The sequence below is a fragment of the Acidobacteriota bacterium genome (assembly GCA_016196035.1).
Taxonomy (GTDB): domain Bacteria; phylum Acidobacteriota; class Blastocatellia; order RBC074; family RBC074; genus JACPYM01.
On the sequence record JACPYM010000007.1, the window covers coordinates 77,286 to 94,127 of the forward strand.

Below are 16,842 nucleotides of genomic sequence, written 5' to 3' on the forward strand. Positions count from 1 at the left end.
TTTTGAAACGAGAGGTTTCTTCCCACGAAGGCACACGAAGTCCTGTGACGATCTTCGTGCTTCTTCGTGTGCCTTCGTGGGAGATTTTTTGAGGAGCAAATGCAGCAACGAGCAGTGATCTGGGATTTGGATGGGACGTTGATTGATTCGGTCGCCTATCACTGGCAAGCCTGGCGCGCCGTGATGGAAGCCGAAAACTTTGTCTACACGCACGCCGATTTCGTCGCGGATTTCGGCAAGCGCAATGACGAGATTTTGCGCTTGCGGGTAGCGTCCGACATGCCAGACGCTGAGATTGCGCGCATCGCATTGGCGAAAGAAGAGCAGTATCGGCATTTCGTGCGCACACAGGGTTTGGCATTGTTGCCGGGCGGCGCGGACTGGTTGCAACGCTTGCGCGACGACGGCTGGTTACAGGCGTTGGGCACTTCGGCCCCGCGCGGCAACGTCGAAGCCGTGTTTGACGCAATTGAGATGGAATCCTATTTCGCGGCGGTGCTGTCTTCGGAACAGGTCAAACACGGCAAGCCCGCGCCGGATGTTTTCTTGGCAGCAGCCGCACAAATGAAGGTCGCACAGGAACATTGTTTTGTGGTCGAAGACGCACCCGCCGGGATCGAAGCGGCGCGCCGGGCTGGTATGAAAGCGGTCGGCGTGCGCACGACGCATCCTGATTTGGAAGCCGATTGGGTCTTTACATCATTGGCTGAAATGCCGCGCGACTTCTTTGCGCGGCTGGCCGGCTAGAGCGGTTTGCAATTGCGTTTACGGGAGCAGCTTGTGTCGGGACAGTACCGCGCGCGTGAGCAAGCGGTGCGTCAAGCTTACGCCATTGGCCGAATCGCACAGGCTCCGCTTGCTCACGCGCGCGGTACCGTCTCGCGCCCGTAAACTGAAGCGAAAACCGATCTAAGTTATTGCGGCAAGTGTTCGAGCAGCCGTTCAATGTCGGCGTGGGTATTGTAAAAATGCGGTGAAATGCGCAACCGTCCCAACCGCGCGGTCGTGATGATTTGTTGCGCTTCGAGTTGCTGGTAAAGCTGTTCGGCAGTGTGATGGTCGTGTTGACAGGCAATAATGGCTGACGCCTCGTCGGGGCGGCGCGAACTGACGAGCTGATAGCCGCGCTCGCGCAAGCCTGTGCAAAGATAATCGCCGAGTTCGAGCAAGTGAGTTTCGATGCGTTCAAGCCCCACTTGCAAAAACAGTTCAACCGCCGCGCCCAAGCCGCGCACGCCTGCCGTGTTGAGCGCGCCGGGTTCAAAACGTTGTGCGTTGGCCGCCCAGGGCTGGTTGAAATTGTCCATGTCAAAAGGCCGTTCGACCGAGAGCCAGCCGACCAAGGTAGGTTTAACGCGCTCCAGCGCACGACGCGAAACATAAAACAACGCGACGCCTTCCGGCCCCAGCAAAAACTTGTGTGCATCGGCAGCGAGCGCGTCAATACAGGCCGCTTGCACATCCAGCCGCAACGCGCCCAGCCCTTGAATCGCATCCACGACAAACAAAATATCGCGCGCGCGGCAATGGCGGCCAATCGTCACGAGGTCGTTGCGAAAGCCGCTGGCGAATTCGACAAAGCTGAGCGTGACGGCGCGGGTGCGTTCGTCAATCAGGCTGAGGATTTCTTCCGTCTCCAACCGCCCGTCTCGTTCCTGGGCGAAACGGATTTCAACACCGTGTTTACGCGCCACTCGTTGCCAGGGAATGACATTGGCGGGGAATTCGCACGCCGCCGTGACGAGGTTGTCGCCCGCGCGCCAGCCAATGCCGTTGGCGATCATGGCCAAGCCAGCGGAGGTGTTGGGCGCAAAGGCGATTTCATCCGGCTGGGCGTTGATGAATTGCGCGCACAATTCACGCGTGCGTTTGACTGCGGCAAACCAGTCCAAATAGTTGATGGCGCCGTGATCCCGCTGGTCGCGCAGATGGCGCTCCATCGCTGTGTAAACGGGCACGGGCAGCACGCCGACAGCGGCGTGGTTGAGATAGGTGCAGTGTTGCGTGACAGGGAAGAGTTGGCGGATTTCGTCATTCATAACAGCAGTGGTCAGCGGTCAGTGGTCAGTGGTCGGATACGGTTACCGTTCACTGATCACTGACCGCTAATTCAAAGCAAGTGCGAACCATCCCAACCGCGAGCTTGCGATGGTTGTAAATGGTGGCGTGGGCGTAGGGTGCGAGCTGCGCGAGTTGCTCAGCGTTGAGCACGCCGAGTTGCCGCAGCGTTTCGATGACGACGGGATCGCGGGCGCGCCTGATGTCGCCGTCTTCGACTTTGATTGCGATGCCCAGTCCGCGCGGGTAGCGTTCGCAAGGGAGCAAGCCGAGCAATTGCACGCCTTCCGCCCCGACTTTGGAAATGAGCTGGCCGTGCGCCACCCGCATCAAATCGGTGTCGAGGCGATTGCGCGTGCCGCCGATCATGACCGGGTGCAGGATGAACGCCTGAACGATGCGCTGGGCGGCTTGAGTTAAGGATTGGTCGGTGGCGAGGTCGTTGTGCTCGATGCCCACGAGTTGGGCGTAACTGCGCGCCAGCGCCGCCATTGTGGTGATAAAGACCGGGGCGCTGCAACCATCTACGGCCACGCCAATTTCAGCTTCGGGCACAGCGGCAAAACGGGCCAGCGTCGCGCGAATCAAGCGTTGAATCGGATGTGCGGGATCAAGGTAATTTTCGATGGGATGATGCAGATGTTTTGCCAGCGCCAGCATGCCGGCGTGTTTGCCGGAACAATTGTTGTGCAGCACGCGCGGCGCTTGCCCAGCCGCCCGCAACTGTTTGGTGGTCACCTCGTCAAAAGGCATGTGTGCGCCGCATTGCAACGCCGCCTCGGTCAGGCCGATTTTGTCGAAGATGGATTGGACGGTGGCTAAGTGCTGTGGCTCGCCGCTGTGTGAGCCATTGATGACGGCCAATTCCCGGGGCGTGAATTGGAAGTGATCCGCCGCGCCTGTGGTCACAATAGGCAGGGCCTGAAAGGGTTTGGCAGCAGAGCGAAAATGTGTGCGGGTTTCAATGTCGCCGAGTTGCGCGAGCGTGTTACCAGCCGGGTCAACAACGGCTATGAATCCACGATGCCGCGCTTCGACTTCGTCACCGCGAGTGACTTCGACGAGTGGTATGGATGTTCCAGGTTCAAGCATGCGGGCATCATAGGAGAGGTTGGCGATGCCGCACAAATTACAGTCACAAAAAAGAATCGCCGCCTGCTTTAGCAGCAAGCGGCGAACAAGGAAAGAGACGAAAGGAGACGAAAACCAAGTAACTCGAAGAAAAACCTATTTCTGCGCAACCGGTTTATTTTGACCAGGGTAACGCAAAACCACCAATTTTACATTGCGGCGGCCAAAGCGGCGCGCTTCTTTGACGCTTGGCACCCAGACATCCACGCGATTGCCTTTGATTGCGCCGCCAATGTCATGCACGGTGTAAACGCCCGTATATTTCCCCGCGCTCATCTGTACGACCGTTCCCAGCGGCAGCACGCGCGGGTCAGCCGCGACGACACCTTTTTCGGTCTTAGCTCCGCTGCGTGTGCGGCCCTGAATCGCATAGGCCGAAGCGTGAAATGTTTTGGGTGCGTGCTTGCTGTCTTTCTCGGGTTCAGCAAAGTTGACCTCGTGCAGCTTTTGCACGGGCGGTTGTGCCACTAGATTTGATTTGGCCACAGCAGCCTGAACTTTCGGTTGCTTCGGTGTCATGTATTGTGGCGTTACCGTGAAAGACTCAAGCAATACTTCCGGCGAACAAAGCATTTCGTTGTTGAGCGCAGTGAAATCAAAATTCTCAACCAGCGTAGCAGCGGTTGTTTTATCAATTGCCGTTTGGGCCGCAACCGTCTGATTTACGGCTTGCGCGGGTTGATTGGTTTCAACCGTTTGGGCCGCGTCGCTCGCAGGTTTCGCTTGCGCGCAGGCGGCAAATTGAATAATTGCTGTCAAACAGATTGCCGCAACAATCTGTGGGAAGAGATGCTTAAAGCTAACCATAAATTTCTTATACCCTTGTGTGCCTTTTTGATTGCGCAGGCTCCAAACCGCAATCTACTTCCGTTATCTGCATTGTTGTGGATCTGACACCATCAAGCTCGACAGGCTCTCCGGTAAATGCCGAAAATAAGCAGCCCGGTCGAGTAAGGGATTTTATGCTTGAGTCGTCTTCAGTTGGGGTTGAATCCCCGGCGGCCGCAATTTGAATCAGCAGCCACTGTGAAAGAATTTCACAGTTGAAGTTGGAGCTTCTCTTAAGACGCCTCGGATACTAGCACGCGCCCCAGCTTCCCGCAGCACACGATTTCGAGTAGCGAAGTAACCCGAATTTACGGGCAAATTTAGCGACCAATTTTTTTTTCGTAACGAGGCAACCTGGCAAAGCCGCCGACGGGTTTTGGATTAGAAAGCAAGAAGTGGATTGAAAAGAGACGTGGAGATTAGCGCTAACTGACTCGTTTCAATTCGGCTGTTAGGATGAGAAATCGGGACAATTTTATCGGCTAAGCAGCCGGCAGATTGACGAGTGAGGTGAGTAATTCGGCCCGGGTCAAGGTGGCGGTACCTACTTTTCCTACGACTATGCCCGCCGCGTGGTTGGCAAGGACGGCGGCTTCGAGCAGGGTGGCGCCAGCCGCCAGCGCTAACGTCAAGGTGGCGATGACGGTGTCACCTGCGCCGGTGACGTCATAAACCTCGCGAGCGACGGTGGGAATGTGGAAAAGCGACTCGTCTTCGGCCAATAAACTCATGCCGTGTTCGCCGCGCGTAATCAGCACATTTTTGCAACCTAACTGGTGGCGGATACTGGCGGCGGCAGTGCGCGCTGAAGCCTCGTCGGTGATTTCCAGATTGGCGGCGCGTTCGGCTTCGTGTTGGTTGGGCGTGATGACGTCCACGCCGCGATAGTGCTGGAAGTTTTTGAGCTTGGGATCGAGGCAAACCGGTTTCTGCAACGTTTGGCTGCGCTCGATCACCTGCTGCAACAGAAGCGGCGTCAACAGCCCTTTATCGTAATCCGAGATGATCACGGCGTTGGTCTTTGCCACAGCTCGTTCAAACACCGTTGCGATCTGCGCTTCGTTCTTTGGGTGAATGGGAGTGCGGTCTTCGCGATCGGTCCGAAGCATTTGCTGGCTGTGGGCGACGATGCGCGTTTTCAGTGTAGTGGGGCGTGCCGCGTCAACGACCAAGCCGGAGGTGTCTGCGTGGCTTGCCTCGAATGCCTCGCGCAAGCGCGCGCCTGCGGTATCATCACCGATCAGGCCGATGGGGATGGCTTGCGCGCCCAGCGCCAGCAGATTCGAGACGACATTGCCCGCACCGCCCAAATGCCACGATTCGCGTTTGACTTCGACGACGGGTACGGGCGCTTCGGGCGAGATGCGGCGCACTTCGCCCCAGATGAATTCGTCCAGCATTAGGTCGCCGAGTACGACGATGGTTTGACGATTGAAGTGTTGCAGGATTTGTTGGGCGCGGGCTTGGTTCATGACTTTATTCGCATAACTCAAAACGCGGATCGCTGGTGACGTTGGCAATGGCGTGCAGCACTTGTTGGGTGCTGATCGAACGGATGCATTCGGGTTCGGCAAATGCTTCGCAAGTGTACATCGCGCAGGGATTGCAGGCGAAGTGGTTCTGCACCAACTCCGCCGGCGCGCGCCAGGGCCGCCAGCGTTGCGCCGAAGCGGGGCCAAAGAGCACTACTTGCGGCGTTTTGACGGCGGCGGCGATATGCGCGGGGCCGCTGTCATTGCCGACAAAAAGCTTGGCATCGGCAATCAGCGCGACCAGTTCGCCGATGTTCAAACTGCTCAACGCCGCCAGCGGTTGCGCTGTGGCAGCTTGCACGGCGGCGAGTTGCTGGCGCTGTTCAGCGGTTGGCGCGCCCGTCATCACGATTTGAAAGCCGCGCGCGCTCAAGCGTTCAGCCACAACGGCGAAGCGTTCGGGCAGCCAGCGTTTGGTGTAAAACTCGTTGGTCGGCGCGAGCACGGCGTAGGGTCTTGCCGCATCAACGCTCGCCGCGCGCAGTTGCGTGTGCGTGCGACTGCGCGCGGCTTCATCCACGAAAAGCTGCGTCGGTTCCGGCTCGTCCAACGGCAGCCCCAGCCATTTGAACCAGCCGAATTGGTATTCAACTGTGTGCAGATCGGCGCGGCCCAGAATCTCTTCGGCAGGCGGCAGCCGCAGGTTGTAAGCGTAACCGTTGCGAAAATGTTGCGCGCCCAGGCGGTGTTTGGCGCCGCTCAGCAGCGTTAATTGCGCGCTGGTTGGGCCGCCGTGCAGGTTGATGACGGCGTGGAATTTGTGGCGGCGGATCGTCTGGATGATCTGCAACCGCGCGGCCAACGAACTGCGCTGGTGTTGCACCGCGCGCGGCAGCGGGAGCGCGGTGATGTCCGGGTCGGTGGTGTACAGGCCGGTGTAAAGCGCCTCGACCAGCGTGGTGATTTGCAAATCGGGCCGGTAGCGTTTGAGCGCGCGCAAACTCGCCGTATCCAGCACGGCTTCGCCCAGATTGCGCAGGCGTATGAAAAGCACGCGCGCATTAGCCGGAAGCTGTTGAAAGAAGGAAGGCGGCATGTGGCGTTAGCGAGGCGCGGGCGCTTCGGCTTCGATTTGCGCTTCGTCAATCAGCATGATCGGGATGTCGTCGCGGATCGGATAGACGCGGCGGCATTCGACGCATTTCAAGCCGCTGCCATCGGGCTTCAATTCGACGCGCGCTTTGCAGGCCGGGCAGCGGACGATTTCTAAAAAGTCAGGACTCAAACTCATTCTGCTTCCTTGTCGGTGTGATGGGATTTGCTTCCGCAGCGCGGGCATTCTAAATCAGAACATGTAACATTGGAATCGCCGTGATTGCATCGTATTCTCAATTCTCAATTTTGCATTCTCAATTCCTTGCAATGGGGTATTTGGCTAAAGGCAGACCGCTGCAAAGGAATTGAGAATGCAAAATTGAGAATTGAGAATTGAGAATGCCGGTTGCTGACTTGATCCAATCATTTCAGTCAAGCCACAAACCCGGACGAATCTCAGCAAACAAGCGCCGACCATTGGCCCAGCCAATCAGCGCGCCGAATTTTGCCGAATTGAATCTTGAACTTGCCAGAGGCCGCCCGTATGATGCCCAGGCTTTTGCGCATCCCGCACCCACAACCACTGAAGAAGGAGTTCGCAACAAAATGTCTACCGAAACCGCCAAGAAGGTTTGGCACAATGGCAAATTCATTGATTGGAACGACGCCCACATTCACGTGATGTCGCACGTGATTCACTACGGCTCGGCGCTGTTTGAAGGCATTCGCTGTTACGCGACGCCGCAGGGGCCGGCTGTCTTCCGCCTGCGCGAACACATGAAACGACTGCACGATAGCTGCCACGTTTACCGCATGCCGCTCGAATACACGGTCGAGCAACTCAGCGCAGCCTGTTTAGAAACCATTCGCATCAACGAATTCAAAGAGTGCTATCTGCGGCCCGTCGTCTTTCGCGGCTACGGCGCCTTTGGCGTGAATCCGCTCAACAATCCGGTCGAGACCTACATCGCCAGTTGGATGTGGGGCAAGTATTTGGGCGCCGAAGCCATCGAAGAGGGCGTGGATGTTTGCGTCTCGAGTTGGGCGCGCATGCACAGCAACACGCTGCCGCCGACCGCCAAGGCCGCCGCCAATTACATGAACTCGCAACTCATCAAGATGGAAGCCATCACCAACGGCTACGTCGAAGGCATCGCGCTCGACACGCAAGGTTACGTCAGCGAAGGCAGCGGCGAGAACATCTTCGTCGTGCGCGACGGCAAGCTGTATACGCCGCCCTTGTCGAGCGCGGGCCTGACCGGTATCACGCGCGATTCGGTGATGCAAATCGCACGCTTGCACGGTTACGAAGTCATCGAGGCACTGATTCCGCGCGCGACGCTTTACACCGCTGACGAAGTCTTCTTCACCGGCACCGCCGCCGAAATTACGCCCATCCGCACGATTGACCGCATCAAGATCGGCGATGGCAAACGCGGCCCCGTCGCCGCCGCTTTGCAAAAAGAATTCTTTGCCATCACGTCAGGCGAAAAGGAAGCGCCGGGCGATTGGCTGACCTTCGCTAAGCAATAAAGTGGCAGTAGTCTGACCGTGAGTCCGTGAGGGAGGACGCCGGCCTCATCCGCCAACCCTCCTCACGGTCGGGCTACTGCCACGGCCTTTATCAATGGCAAAGACGCACACCACCCAAACAATCACTGTCAAACAACTGGCCCGGCAAGCGCTGCAAAGTTTGCAGGCCGGCGCGGACGGACGTGTCGCCGCACAGTCCCGCGTCTATTTCAAAAGCCACGAAGAGGTGCATTTCTTCGGTGTTTCAGTGCCGGCCCTGCGCCAACTCGAACGCGCGTTGTATCAGCAGGTCAAAGGCAGTTGGACCGTCACCGAGGCCACTGCCTGTTGCGAGTTGCTGCTGAAAGACAAACGCCACGAAGCGCGGATGTTCGGCATACTGTTGCTGGCGCGCTTTCACAAAACGTATGAGCGCGCGTTGTTGGGCAAGTGTGAAAACTGGCTGACCCGTAATTACTGCGACAACTGGGCGCTGGTGGATACGCTGGCCCCCTCCGTGCTCGCGCCGTTGTTACGCCGCTTTCCCGATTTATTGCCGCAGGTCGCAGTCTGGACGCAGGCTGAGAATTTGTGGGTACGGCGCGCTTCGGTCGTGGCCTTGATTCCGCTGGCGCGCAAGAGCGAACACCTCGACGCCGCCTATGCCAATGCCGAACGCCTGTTTGGCTACCCCGAAGACCTCATTCACAAAGCCATCGGCTGGCTGTTGCGCGAAGCGGGCAGGGCCGATCTGCCGCGCTTGCGGGCCTTTCTGTTGCAACACGGCCCGCGCCTGCCGCGCACGGCGTTGCGTTACGCCATCGAACGCTTCCCTGAAGCTGAGCGCAAACAATTGCTGGCGCAAACACGTTGAAGCTGCTGCAGTACCGGCAGCAGTAACGACCGGGTGAGCGTCAATGCGCGTGTCATGAAAGAAATCAGTCGCTTGGATGTTCGACAAGCTGCCAGCTTGTCGAAGTCTCGGCTGGCAGCCAGTCGGTTGAACGGCCGCGCCTCGACAAGCTGGCAGCTTGTCGAACATCCCCGTCGCCACTGCTGCCGGTACCGTCCCGCCCTGACATTAGCCAACGTTGACAACCCCATTACGCAAACTTATATTGCGCCGGTCTTACCAAGCCACCAAAAAAGGAGCCGTATGGCGAAACAGAACGAGAATCATCTCAACACGAAGATGGTTCCGATAGATCGTGCTGGGATCACGGAACTGGTTGTCCAACGCATCAAGGAGTTGCTCGAGCAAGGCGATTTGAAAGCCGGCAGCCGGTTGCCGCCCGAACGCGAACTGGCCGACATGCTCAGCATCAGCCGCCCTAGCTTGCGCACCGCGCTCAAGGCGCTCTCGGTGATGGGCATCATCCGCGCCAAACCGGGCGCGGGCACTTACATCGCCGAATCGTTGCCCGAAGTTTTCACCGAGCCGATGCGTTTCATGACGCTCATCAACAACACGAGCGATGAAGAATTGTTCGAAGCGCGCTTGATTATCGAAGCCGGACTGGGGGAACTGGCCGCCGAACGCGCGACCTCTTCGGATCTGCGGGCGCTCTCCGTCGAAATCGAAGCGATGCGCGAAACGCTGGACGACCCCGAACAGTTCCTGCGCCACGACGTGCGCTTTCATCAGGCGATTGCGCGCGCCGCCGGCAACCGGGTGATGAGCGGCGTGATGGATACGATTGCCCATCTGCTTTATCAAATGCGGCGCGAATTCATCTCGCAGGCCAGCGACTTTCACGAAGCGATTGCCTGGCACGAGAAGATTTATGAGGCGCTGAAAAAACGCGATCCCAAACGTGCCAAAGAGGTCATGACCGGCCATCTCAGGGCGGCGCTGGCCGGTTGGAAGCGCGACCATCAAGCAGAGCGTCCCAAACAGAATGGCGCGCGTTGAGTGGTGCTGAGAGGGGGCGCGGCACGATTTCTTTGTGCGCCAGACGGCTTTACTGCTGACAGAGGCCGTGCGTGTGCATATAATGCCAGTGAAGTGGTATGACCATTTTCAACCTCTAAATTTTATCCTTCACCAAAATCGTTCGCGCGAGCAGTGAAGGGCGACGCGCAAGGTCAAGCTGGGATGGCTTGGCGGTGGTGTTGGCCAGGAGCTTGCGGCCATGAGCTAATAGCCATGAGCCGGCAGTTGGCATTCTGGCGCCACGGCCTTTTTATCAACGAAGTCATCAGGAGGAAGTAATGATGTTCACCCTTAAACGAATGTTGCTCATGCTGGCGCTGGTTGTGCTGACCGGCGCGGCGCTCAAGGCCCAGGATTTTCGCGGCGCGATTTCAGGGCGCGTCACCGAAGCATCAGGCGCAGCGGTCAACAATGCCGTCGTGACCGTCACCAACACGGCCACCAATGCCGCCACCAACACGACCACCAACGACAGCGGCGAATACAGTGTGCTTTACCTGACGCCGGGCCAATACAAGGTCAGCGTCGAAGCTAAAGGGTTCAAGAAATCCTTGCGGCAAAACGTAGAGGTGCGCATCGGCGACAAGCTGGCGCTGGATGTGCAACTCGAAGTCGGCGCGGTGCAGGAAACCGTCAACATCACGTCTGACGCGCCCTTGCTTGAAACCAATTCGGCTTCGGCGGGGCAGGTGATTGACCAGCGGCGCATCGCCGATTTGCCTTTGTCGGATGGCAATCCGTTTGTGCTCTCGCGGCTGGCGCCGGGCATCGCTTACACGGGCGATTTGAAATTCTCGCGCCCCTTCGACAACGCGGGCACGGCGGGCATCGTGGCCGATGGCGCGCCGGGCCGTAACGAATTCACGCTGGACGGCGTGCCGAATATGGCGAGCGGTGGCGGCATTGGCCGCGTGGCGTTTGTGCCGCCCGCTGATGCGGTGCAAGAGTTCAAGGTCGAAACCGCAAACTACGACGGGCAGCAGGCGCACACGGCGGGCGCGACGGTCAACGTGACGCTCAAGAGCGGCACCAATCAGTTGCACGGCTCGGTTTATGAGTTCGTGCGCAATGACGTGCTCTCGGCCAACGATTACTTTATCAACCGCACCAACCTGACGGCCAATCCTTCGCGCGATGCGAACAAGGACGGTAAGGCCGACCGCGACTCGTTGCGTTACAACCGCTACGGTTTGACCGTCGGTGGCCCCATCTGGACACCGAAGAAAGTCTTCGGGCCGGCGGCTTATGATGGCCGCAATCGCAGCTTTTTCTTCTTCGCGCTGGAGAAGCTGAAGGACGTTTTCCCGGAGCCGGGTTTGTTCACCGTGCCGACGGAGGCCGAACGCAACGGGAATTTTTCCGCGCTGCTGCCGAGCATTGTCATCTACGACCCGGCAACGGCGCGTGCTGAAGGCGCACGCGTGCGCCGCGATCCCTTCCCCGGCAACATTATTCCGGCCAACCGCCTCAGCGAGATTGCCAAAAACTACTTGAAATATTACCCGCTGCCGAATCAGCCGGGCGATTCGCAAGGCCGCAACAATTACATCAGCGGCCAACCGCGCACCGACACCTTTCATTCCGAGTCTTACCGCTTCGATCAGGTGCTGAGCGACCGGCAGCGTCTCTTTGCCCGTTACACGCACAACAGCCGCCGCGAGGCGCGCAGCAATTGGACGGAAGTGGTCAACGGCATTCGCCCGACGGGCAATTACCTATTCCGCATCAACAACGGTGGCGCGGTTGATCATCTCTATAACTTCGGCCCGACCGTCGTACTCAACACGCGCGTTGGTTTCACGCGCTTCAATGAACCGAACATCCGCCAGCATCAAGGCGCGATTGATCCGGCCAGCTTGGGCTTTCCGGCGGCGACAGCGGCCTTGTTCGGGCCGGAAAAGTATTTGCCGCAATTCGACATCGGCAACTTTTCGACGCTCGGTTCGGACTATGGTGGCGGCTCGACCTTTAACATTTACTCGGTGCAACCGACGTTGACCAAGATCGCGGGGCGGCATTCGTTCAAGGCGGGCTATGATTTCCGCAGCTACCGCGAAAATGCGTATGGCGCGGGGCATTCAGCCGGCAACTATCAATTCTCCAACGCCTATACCAGGGGGCCGCTCGATAATTCGGCGGGTGGCGCCATTGGGCAGGAATTGGCCTCGTTCCTGTTGGGGCGGACGACGGGCGGATCAATCGCTCGCAACACTTCGCGTTCAAACCAGACGCTCTTTAACGGCATGTTCTTCCACGACGACTGGAAGGTGTCGAACAAGCTGACGCTCAACCTGGGCTTGCGCTATGAGTACGAAGGCGCGGCGACAGAGCGGTACAACCGCAACATCTTCACCTTCGACACGACCGTTGCCAGCCCCATCGAAGCGGCAGCCAAAGCAGCTTATGCGGCCAGCCCGATCCCCGAAGTCCCGGCGGCCAGCTTCCAGGTCAAAGGCGGCGTCATTTTCGCCGATGACAAGCACCGCAGTTTCTGGGACGCGGACAAGAACAACGTGCAGCCGCGCGCCGGGTTTGCTTATAAGTGGAACGACAAGACCGTGCTGCGGGGCGGTTGGGGGCTTTACACGGTGCCTTTCGTCAGTTCGCCGGTCATTAACCAGGCCGGCTTCTCGCTCTCGACGCCGATTGTGGGCAGCAATGACAATGGCTTGACCTTCGTCTCCAGCCTCGCCACGCCGTTTCCGAGCGGCGTGCTGGTGCCAGCGGGCGCGAGTTTGGGGTTGTCGGTACTGCTCGGTCAGGGCGTGACTTTCTTGCCCAGAGAGTTGAACAACACGCAGGCGCAACGTTGGTCGTTCGGCCTCCAGCGTGAATTGCCCGCCAATTGGCTGGTCGAGTTGCAATACGTTGGCAACCATGGTTATGACGGCGTGGTCAGCACGAACATTCTTAACACCATACCCAGGAAGTATCTTTCGACCAGCGCTATCCGCGATCAAAGCCAGATTGACGCGAACAGCTTCCTCAACACGACGGTGACGAATCCGTTCCGCAATCTGATTCCAGGCACCGGCCTTAACAATGCGACGACTTCGCGCTCGCAACTGCTGCGCGCCTTCCCCGAATTCGGCACCCTCACGTCAACACGCAACGACGCGACCAGCGATTATCACAGCGCGCAGGCGCGCCTTGAGAAACGCTTTAGCCACGGCTACACCTTCCTGGCGAGCTTATACCTGGTCGAAGTTCCTCGAAGCCGGGTCGTTCCTCAATGAAGTGGACACCGAGTACGAGCGCCGCTTGTCCGACTCCGATATTCCACATCGCCTGATTATCAGCGGGATTTGGGAGCTTCCTTTCGGACATGGCCGCAAGTTCGGCGCGGGCTGGCATAAGGCGGTGAATGTCGTGCTCGGCGGCTGGCAGTTCCAGGGCATCGGACAGTTGCAGAGCGGACGCCCGATCACCATGGGCGATGTTTACTACAACGGCGACATCACCAAGCTCAAGACCAGCGTCAAGAGCAGCAACATTGACGGCACGGTCTTCGACATCAGCGGTTTTTACTTCACCGATGCGGCGGTGCAAACCAACGGCGTGGTGGATGCGGCCAAGCAGCGGGCTGACCCGCGCATCGCGCTGCAAAGCCATTACCGCAGTTTACCGTCGCGGTTCGCGCAATTCCGGGGCGACAACCTGAATCTGTGGGACTTGTCGGTGAGCAAGAATGTCGCGTTTACCGAGACGATCAAGCTGCAACTGCGCGGCGAATTTCTGAATGCGTTCAACACGCCGAATTTCGCCAACCCGAACCTGACGCCGAACAACTCCAATTTCGGCAAGATCACGGGCCAGAACAATCTGGCGCGAAACGTGCAAATCGGGTTGCGGCTGGTCTTTTAACCCGTCGCTTCTTATCACTTGGAGTCGGTTGCCCGGTGCCGTTGAGTGACGGCACCGGACAACCGAGCCATTCAGGTCAAGCAGATGAAACGATGCTGGAAAACCGGGTTGGCCTTGCTGCTGATCGGTTTGTGCGGCAAGGTTGCGGCACAGGAATTCAAACTCGAAACGATTAAATTTCGGGCTACCGAAGATGTCGTCTATGGGCATAAAGATGGCTTGGCGTTGACCTATGATGTGTTGATTCCTGAAACCAAAGCGAAGGGATTAGGCGTCCTCATACTTTCCAGCGGCAGTTGGAAATCGAAAAAGTCATTGCCGGCAGACGAAGCGAAGTTGCGTGGCCAGCATTGGATTCAAGGGCTGTTGAATGGCGGCTTCACGGTCTTTGTCGTGCGGCACGGCAGCAGCCCGCGCTACTTCGTGCCGGAAATGATCGGCGACGTGCAACGCGCGATTCGGTTTGTCAGGCTGCACGCCAAGGAATATGGCATTGATCCACAGCGCCTCGGCTTGACTGGCGGTTCATCGGGCGGGCATTTATCCTTGATGGCGGCGCTACAGGCGGACGATGGCAAGGCGGAGGCAAAGGATGAAGTCGAGCGCGTCAGCAGTCGTGTCCAGGCGTTGGTGACTTGGTTTCCCCCGACTGACATCGTAAATTTCGGCGCGGAGAACGCTTACAAGCTGATGCAGACGACGCGCCCGCAACTGTTCACCGATATTTTCGGCAAGATCACCGATCTGAAAGCCCAGTTGAAAGCGATCTCGCCGATCAATTTTGTCACGGCGACTGCACCGCCAGTGCTGTTGATTCACGGCGATGCGGACAAGACGGTGCCCGTGCAGCAAGCCCATATTTTCAAAGCGAAGTACGAAACGTTGAAACGCCCCATACAGGTAATCATTCAACCGGGCGGCGGCCACACTTACTGGCTTGGACTGGAAAAAAACTATCCGACAGTGTGGGAATGGTTCGACCGTTATCTGAAATAGTGGTCAGTGGTCGGTGGTTGCGCAATGCCATTGCCAACTGACCACTGACCACTGACCACTGACCACTTTTGCAAGGAGCTACTTATGAGCAACACATCACGTAGAGATTTTATCAAGACCGGCACGGCGGCGACCGCCCTGAGCGCGCTCAGTTACAGCCGCGTGCTAGGTGCGAACGACAAAGTACGGACGGCGATCATCGGCGCGGGCGACCGCATGATGGGTTCGCTCGTCCCCGCATTCTTCACCCACACCAGCGAACTGAATTTCGAGTTGGCCGCCGTGTGCGACATCTGGAAGTATCACCGCGAGACTAATAGCGACAAGATCAAAAACAACGCCAAGTACACCGCGAAAGACGCCAACCTCGCGTTGGCGCGCAACACCGATGAACTGTACGCCATGAAGAACATTGACGCGGTGATGATTGCGACGGCGGATTTTCAGCATGCCTATCACGCCACCGAAGCCGTGCGCGCGGGCAAGGATGTTTATTGCGAAAAGCCCTTCGCCAACATTATGGAAGACGCGAACCTGGCACTGAAGGTCATCGGCGGCTCGAAGCAGGTCTTTCAGGTCGGCACGCAACGGCGTTCGACTTCGAGTTACATGAAAGCCAAAGAGTATCTGGATTCGGGCAAGTTCGGCGACATCGTCTTTGCCGACATGACCTGGAACGTCAATCAACCGGGCCGCTGGCGGCGTCCGAACGTCGTGCCGTTGATGAAAGAGGCCGACACCGATTGGAAGCGCTTCCTCATCAACCGCGACCCGAAGATTGCCTTCGATGCGCGCAAGCATCTTGAATTCCGCCTATTCTGGCCCTTCTCATCGGGCATTCCCGATCAATGGATGGTGCACCAGATTGACACCGTGCACTGGTTCACCGGCATCCCGCATCCGCGCAGCGTCGTGGCGAACGGCGGCATTTACCTGTGGAAAGACGGGCGCGCGAATTGGGACACCATGACGGCGGTGTTTGATTATCACAATCCGAAAACCGACAAGGCGTTCCAAGTGCTGTACTCGTCGCGGCAAACCAACGCGCAGGGCGCGACCAATGACGAAGGCAACATCCGCGAGCTGTACATGTCGAATCAGGGCACGATCAATCTCGATACGAACAAAGTCTCGCGCGACGGCGGCTTGATCGAGAAACACGCGCGGGCGATGGGCATGAAAGCCAGCGACCTCGCGGAAGTCACGCTCACCGACGAAGGCGGCGTGACCACGGCGGCCAACACCGGCGTGGACAAGCAGACGCTGGCGCATATGCGCAACTGGATGGAATGCGTGAAGTCGCGCAATCAAAAGACGAATGCCGACATTCACGCGGCCTACAACCATTCGACGGCGCTGTGCATGACGATCAAGGCGATTCAAACCGGATCGCGTGTGACTTTCGACGATGTCAAACGCCAGGTCGTCGCCGCTTAGTGCTTGCCTTATGCCAACGAACGGGAGGAGCCACACATGCTTCTCCCGTTCTCCATTCACGCCTGCTTTGACAGGCTGAGCAACTGTTATGGGACAAATCAAAACGACGCTTACTGTGGTGAATCATGCGGATGAAGTGCTTGCCCGTCGCGGTGTGATTGCTTCGGAGCAAGTCAGATCCGTTACGCTCGATGATGTGCTGGTGGATACGGGCGCGACCGTGCTGTGTTTGCCGCGCGCAATCATTCAGCAGCTTGGCCTGAACCCGGTGCGGGCCGTGGCGGTCTCGACGGCAAATGGTTATTCACATACGCAGGTGTTTGAGGACGCTAAGATCGCTTTGCTCGGACGCGCGGGTACGTTTGAATGTCTTGAATTGCCGGGCGGCGAGCGTCCGCTGTTGGGCGTTGTGCCGCTCGAAGCGATGGGCATCGAACTCGATCTGCAAAAGCAGTCCTTGCGTTTGCTGCCGACTGAAGGTTGGGATACTTACCTGACCATCCTGTGACTTTCCTG

The 16,842-nt window shown here is 58.1% G+C and carries 15 protein-coding genes; 9 read left to right on the plus strand and 6 right to left on the minus strand.

Annotation, left to right across the window (positions count from 1 at the left end; translation table 11 throughout):
• Positions 1–99 precede the first annotated feature (99 nt).
• Positions 100–747, plus strand: a complete 648-nt coding sequence (locus HY011_02890; GenBank protein MBI3421859.1) for an HAD family phosphatase — start codon at positions 100–102, stop codon at positions 745–747.
• 167 nt (positions 748–914) lie between these two features.
• On the opposite strand, the gene HY011_02895 is transcribed toward HY011_02890, so the two are convergent.
• The 6 genes from HY011_02895 to HY011_02920 all read right to left on the minus strand — a co-directional run bounded on the left by HY011_02895 (position 915) and on the right by HY011_02920 (position 6,780).
• Positions 915–2,039, minus strand: a complete 1,125-nt coding sequence (locus HY011_02895; GenBank protein MBI3421860.1) for an aminotransferase class V-fold PLP-dependent enzyme — start codon at positions 2,037–2,039, stop codon at positions 915–917.
• Positions 2,040–2,088: 49 nt separating this feature from the next.
• On the minus strand, positions 2,089–3,150 hold the full coding sequence (locus HY011_02900; GenBank protein MBI3421861.1) for an asparaginase: 1,062 nt from the start codon (positions 3,148–3,150) through the stop codon (positions 2,089–2,091).
• 135 nt (positions 3,151–3,285) lie between these two features.
• Positions 3,286–3,948 (minus strand): 3D domain-containing protein, encoded by a 663-nt coding sequence (locus tag HY011_02905; protein ID MBI3421862.1) that lies wholly within the window; start codon positions 3,946–3,948, stop codon positions 3,286–3,288.
• Between the two features lie 551 nt (positions 3,949–4,499).
• Positions 4,500–5,489, minus strand: a complete 990-nt coding sequence (gene rfaE1 / locus HY011_02910) for a D-glycero-beta-D-manno-heptose-7-phosphate kinase (GenBank protein MBI3421863.1) — start codon at positions 5,487–5,489, stop codon at positions 4,500–4,502.
• Between the two features lie 4 nt (positions 5,490–5,493).
• Entirely contained in the window at positions 5,494–6,585 is a 1,092-nt protein-coding gene (locus HY011_02915; GenBank protein MBI3421864.1) for a glycosyltransferase family 9 protein, read from the minus strand.
• A 6-nt stretch (positions 6,586–6,591) separates the two neighbouring features.
• Positions 6,592–6,780, minus strand: a complete 189-nt coding sequence (locus HY011_02920; protein MBI3421865.1) for a Trm112 family protein — start codon at positions 6,778–6,780, stop codon at positions 6,592–6,594.
• Between the two features lie 410 nt (positions 6,781–7,190).
• Here HY011_02920 and HY011_02925 point away from each other — a divergent pair, with 410 nt between their 5' ends.
• The 8 genes from HY011_02925 (at position 7,191) to HY011_02960 (ending at position 16,834) form a co-directional block, all read left to right on the plus strand.
• Complete coding sequence (locus HY011_02925) at positions 7,191–8,117, plus strand: branched-chain amino acid transaminase (GenBank protein ID MBI3421866.1); 927 nt, start codon at positions 7,191–7,193, stop codon at positions 8,115–8,117.
• A 94-nt stretch (positions 8,118–8,211) separates the two neighbouring features.
• Positions 8,212–8,970 (plus strand): DNA alkylation repair protein, encoded by a 759-nt coding sequence (locus HY011_02930; protein MBI3421867.1) that lies wholly within the window; start codon positions 8,212–8,214, stop codon positions 8,968–8,970.
• A gap of 282 nt (positions 8,971–9,252) precedes the next feature.
• A complete protein-coding gene (locus HY011_02935; GenBank protein ID MBI3421868.1) occupies positions 9,253–10,008 on the plus strand; it encodes a FadR family transcriptional regulator in 756 nt (251 codons plus the stop codon).
• Positions 10,009–10,307: 299 nt separating this feature from the next.
• Entirely contained in the window at positions 10,308–13,265 is a 2,958-nt protein-coding gene (locus HY011_02940) for a carboxypeptidase regulatory-like domain-containing protein (GenBank protein ID MBI3421869.1), read from the plus strand.
• 25 nt (positions 13,266–13,290) lie between these two features.
• Positions 13,291–13,893, plus strand: a complete 603-nt coding sequence (locus tag HY011_02945) for a hypothetical protein (protein ID MBI3421870.1) — start codon at positions 13,291–13,293, stop codon at positions 13,891–13,893.
• Positions 13,894–13,977: 84 nt separating this feature from the next.
• Positions 13,978–14,889: a prolyl oligopeptidase family serine peptidase gene (locus HY011_02950; protein MBI3421871.1), complete on the plus strand. Its 912-nt coding sequence runs from the start codon at positions 13,978–13,980 to the stop codon at positions 14,887–14,889.
• Between the two features lie 84 nt (positions 14,890–14,973).
• On the plus strand, positions 14,974–16,326 hold the full coding sequence (locus HY011_02955; GenBank protein MBI3421872.1) for a Gfo/Idh/MocA family oxidoreductase: 1,353 nt from the start codon (positions 14,974–14,976) through the stop codon (positions 16,324–16,326).
• Positions 16,327–16,414: 88 nt separating this feature from the next.
• Positions 16,415–16,834, plus strand: a complete 420-nt coding sequence (locus HY011_02960) for an aspartyl protease family protein (GenBank protein ID MBI3421873.1) — start codon at positions 16,415–16,417, stop codon at positions 16,832–16,834.
• Positions 16,835–16,842: the final 8 nt, after the last annotated feature.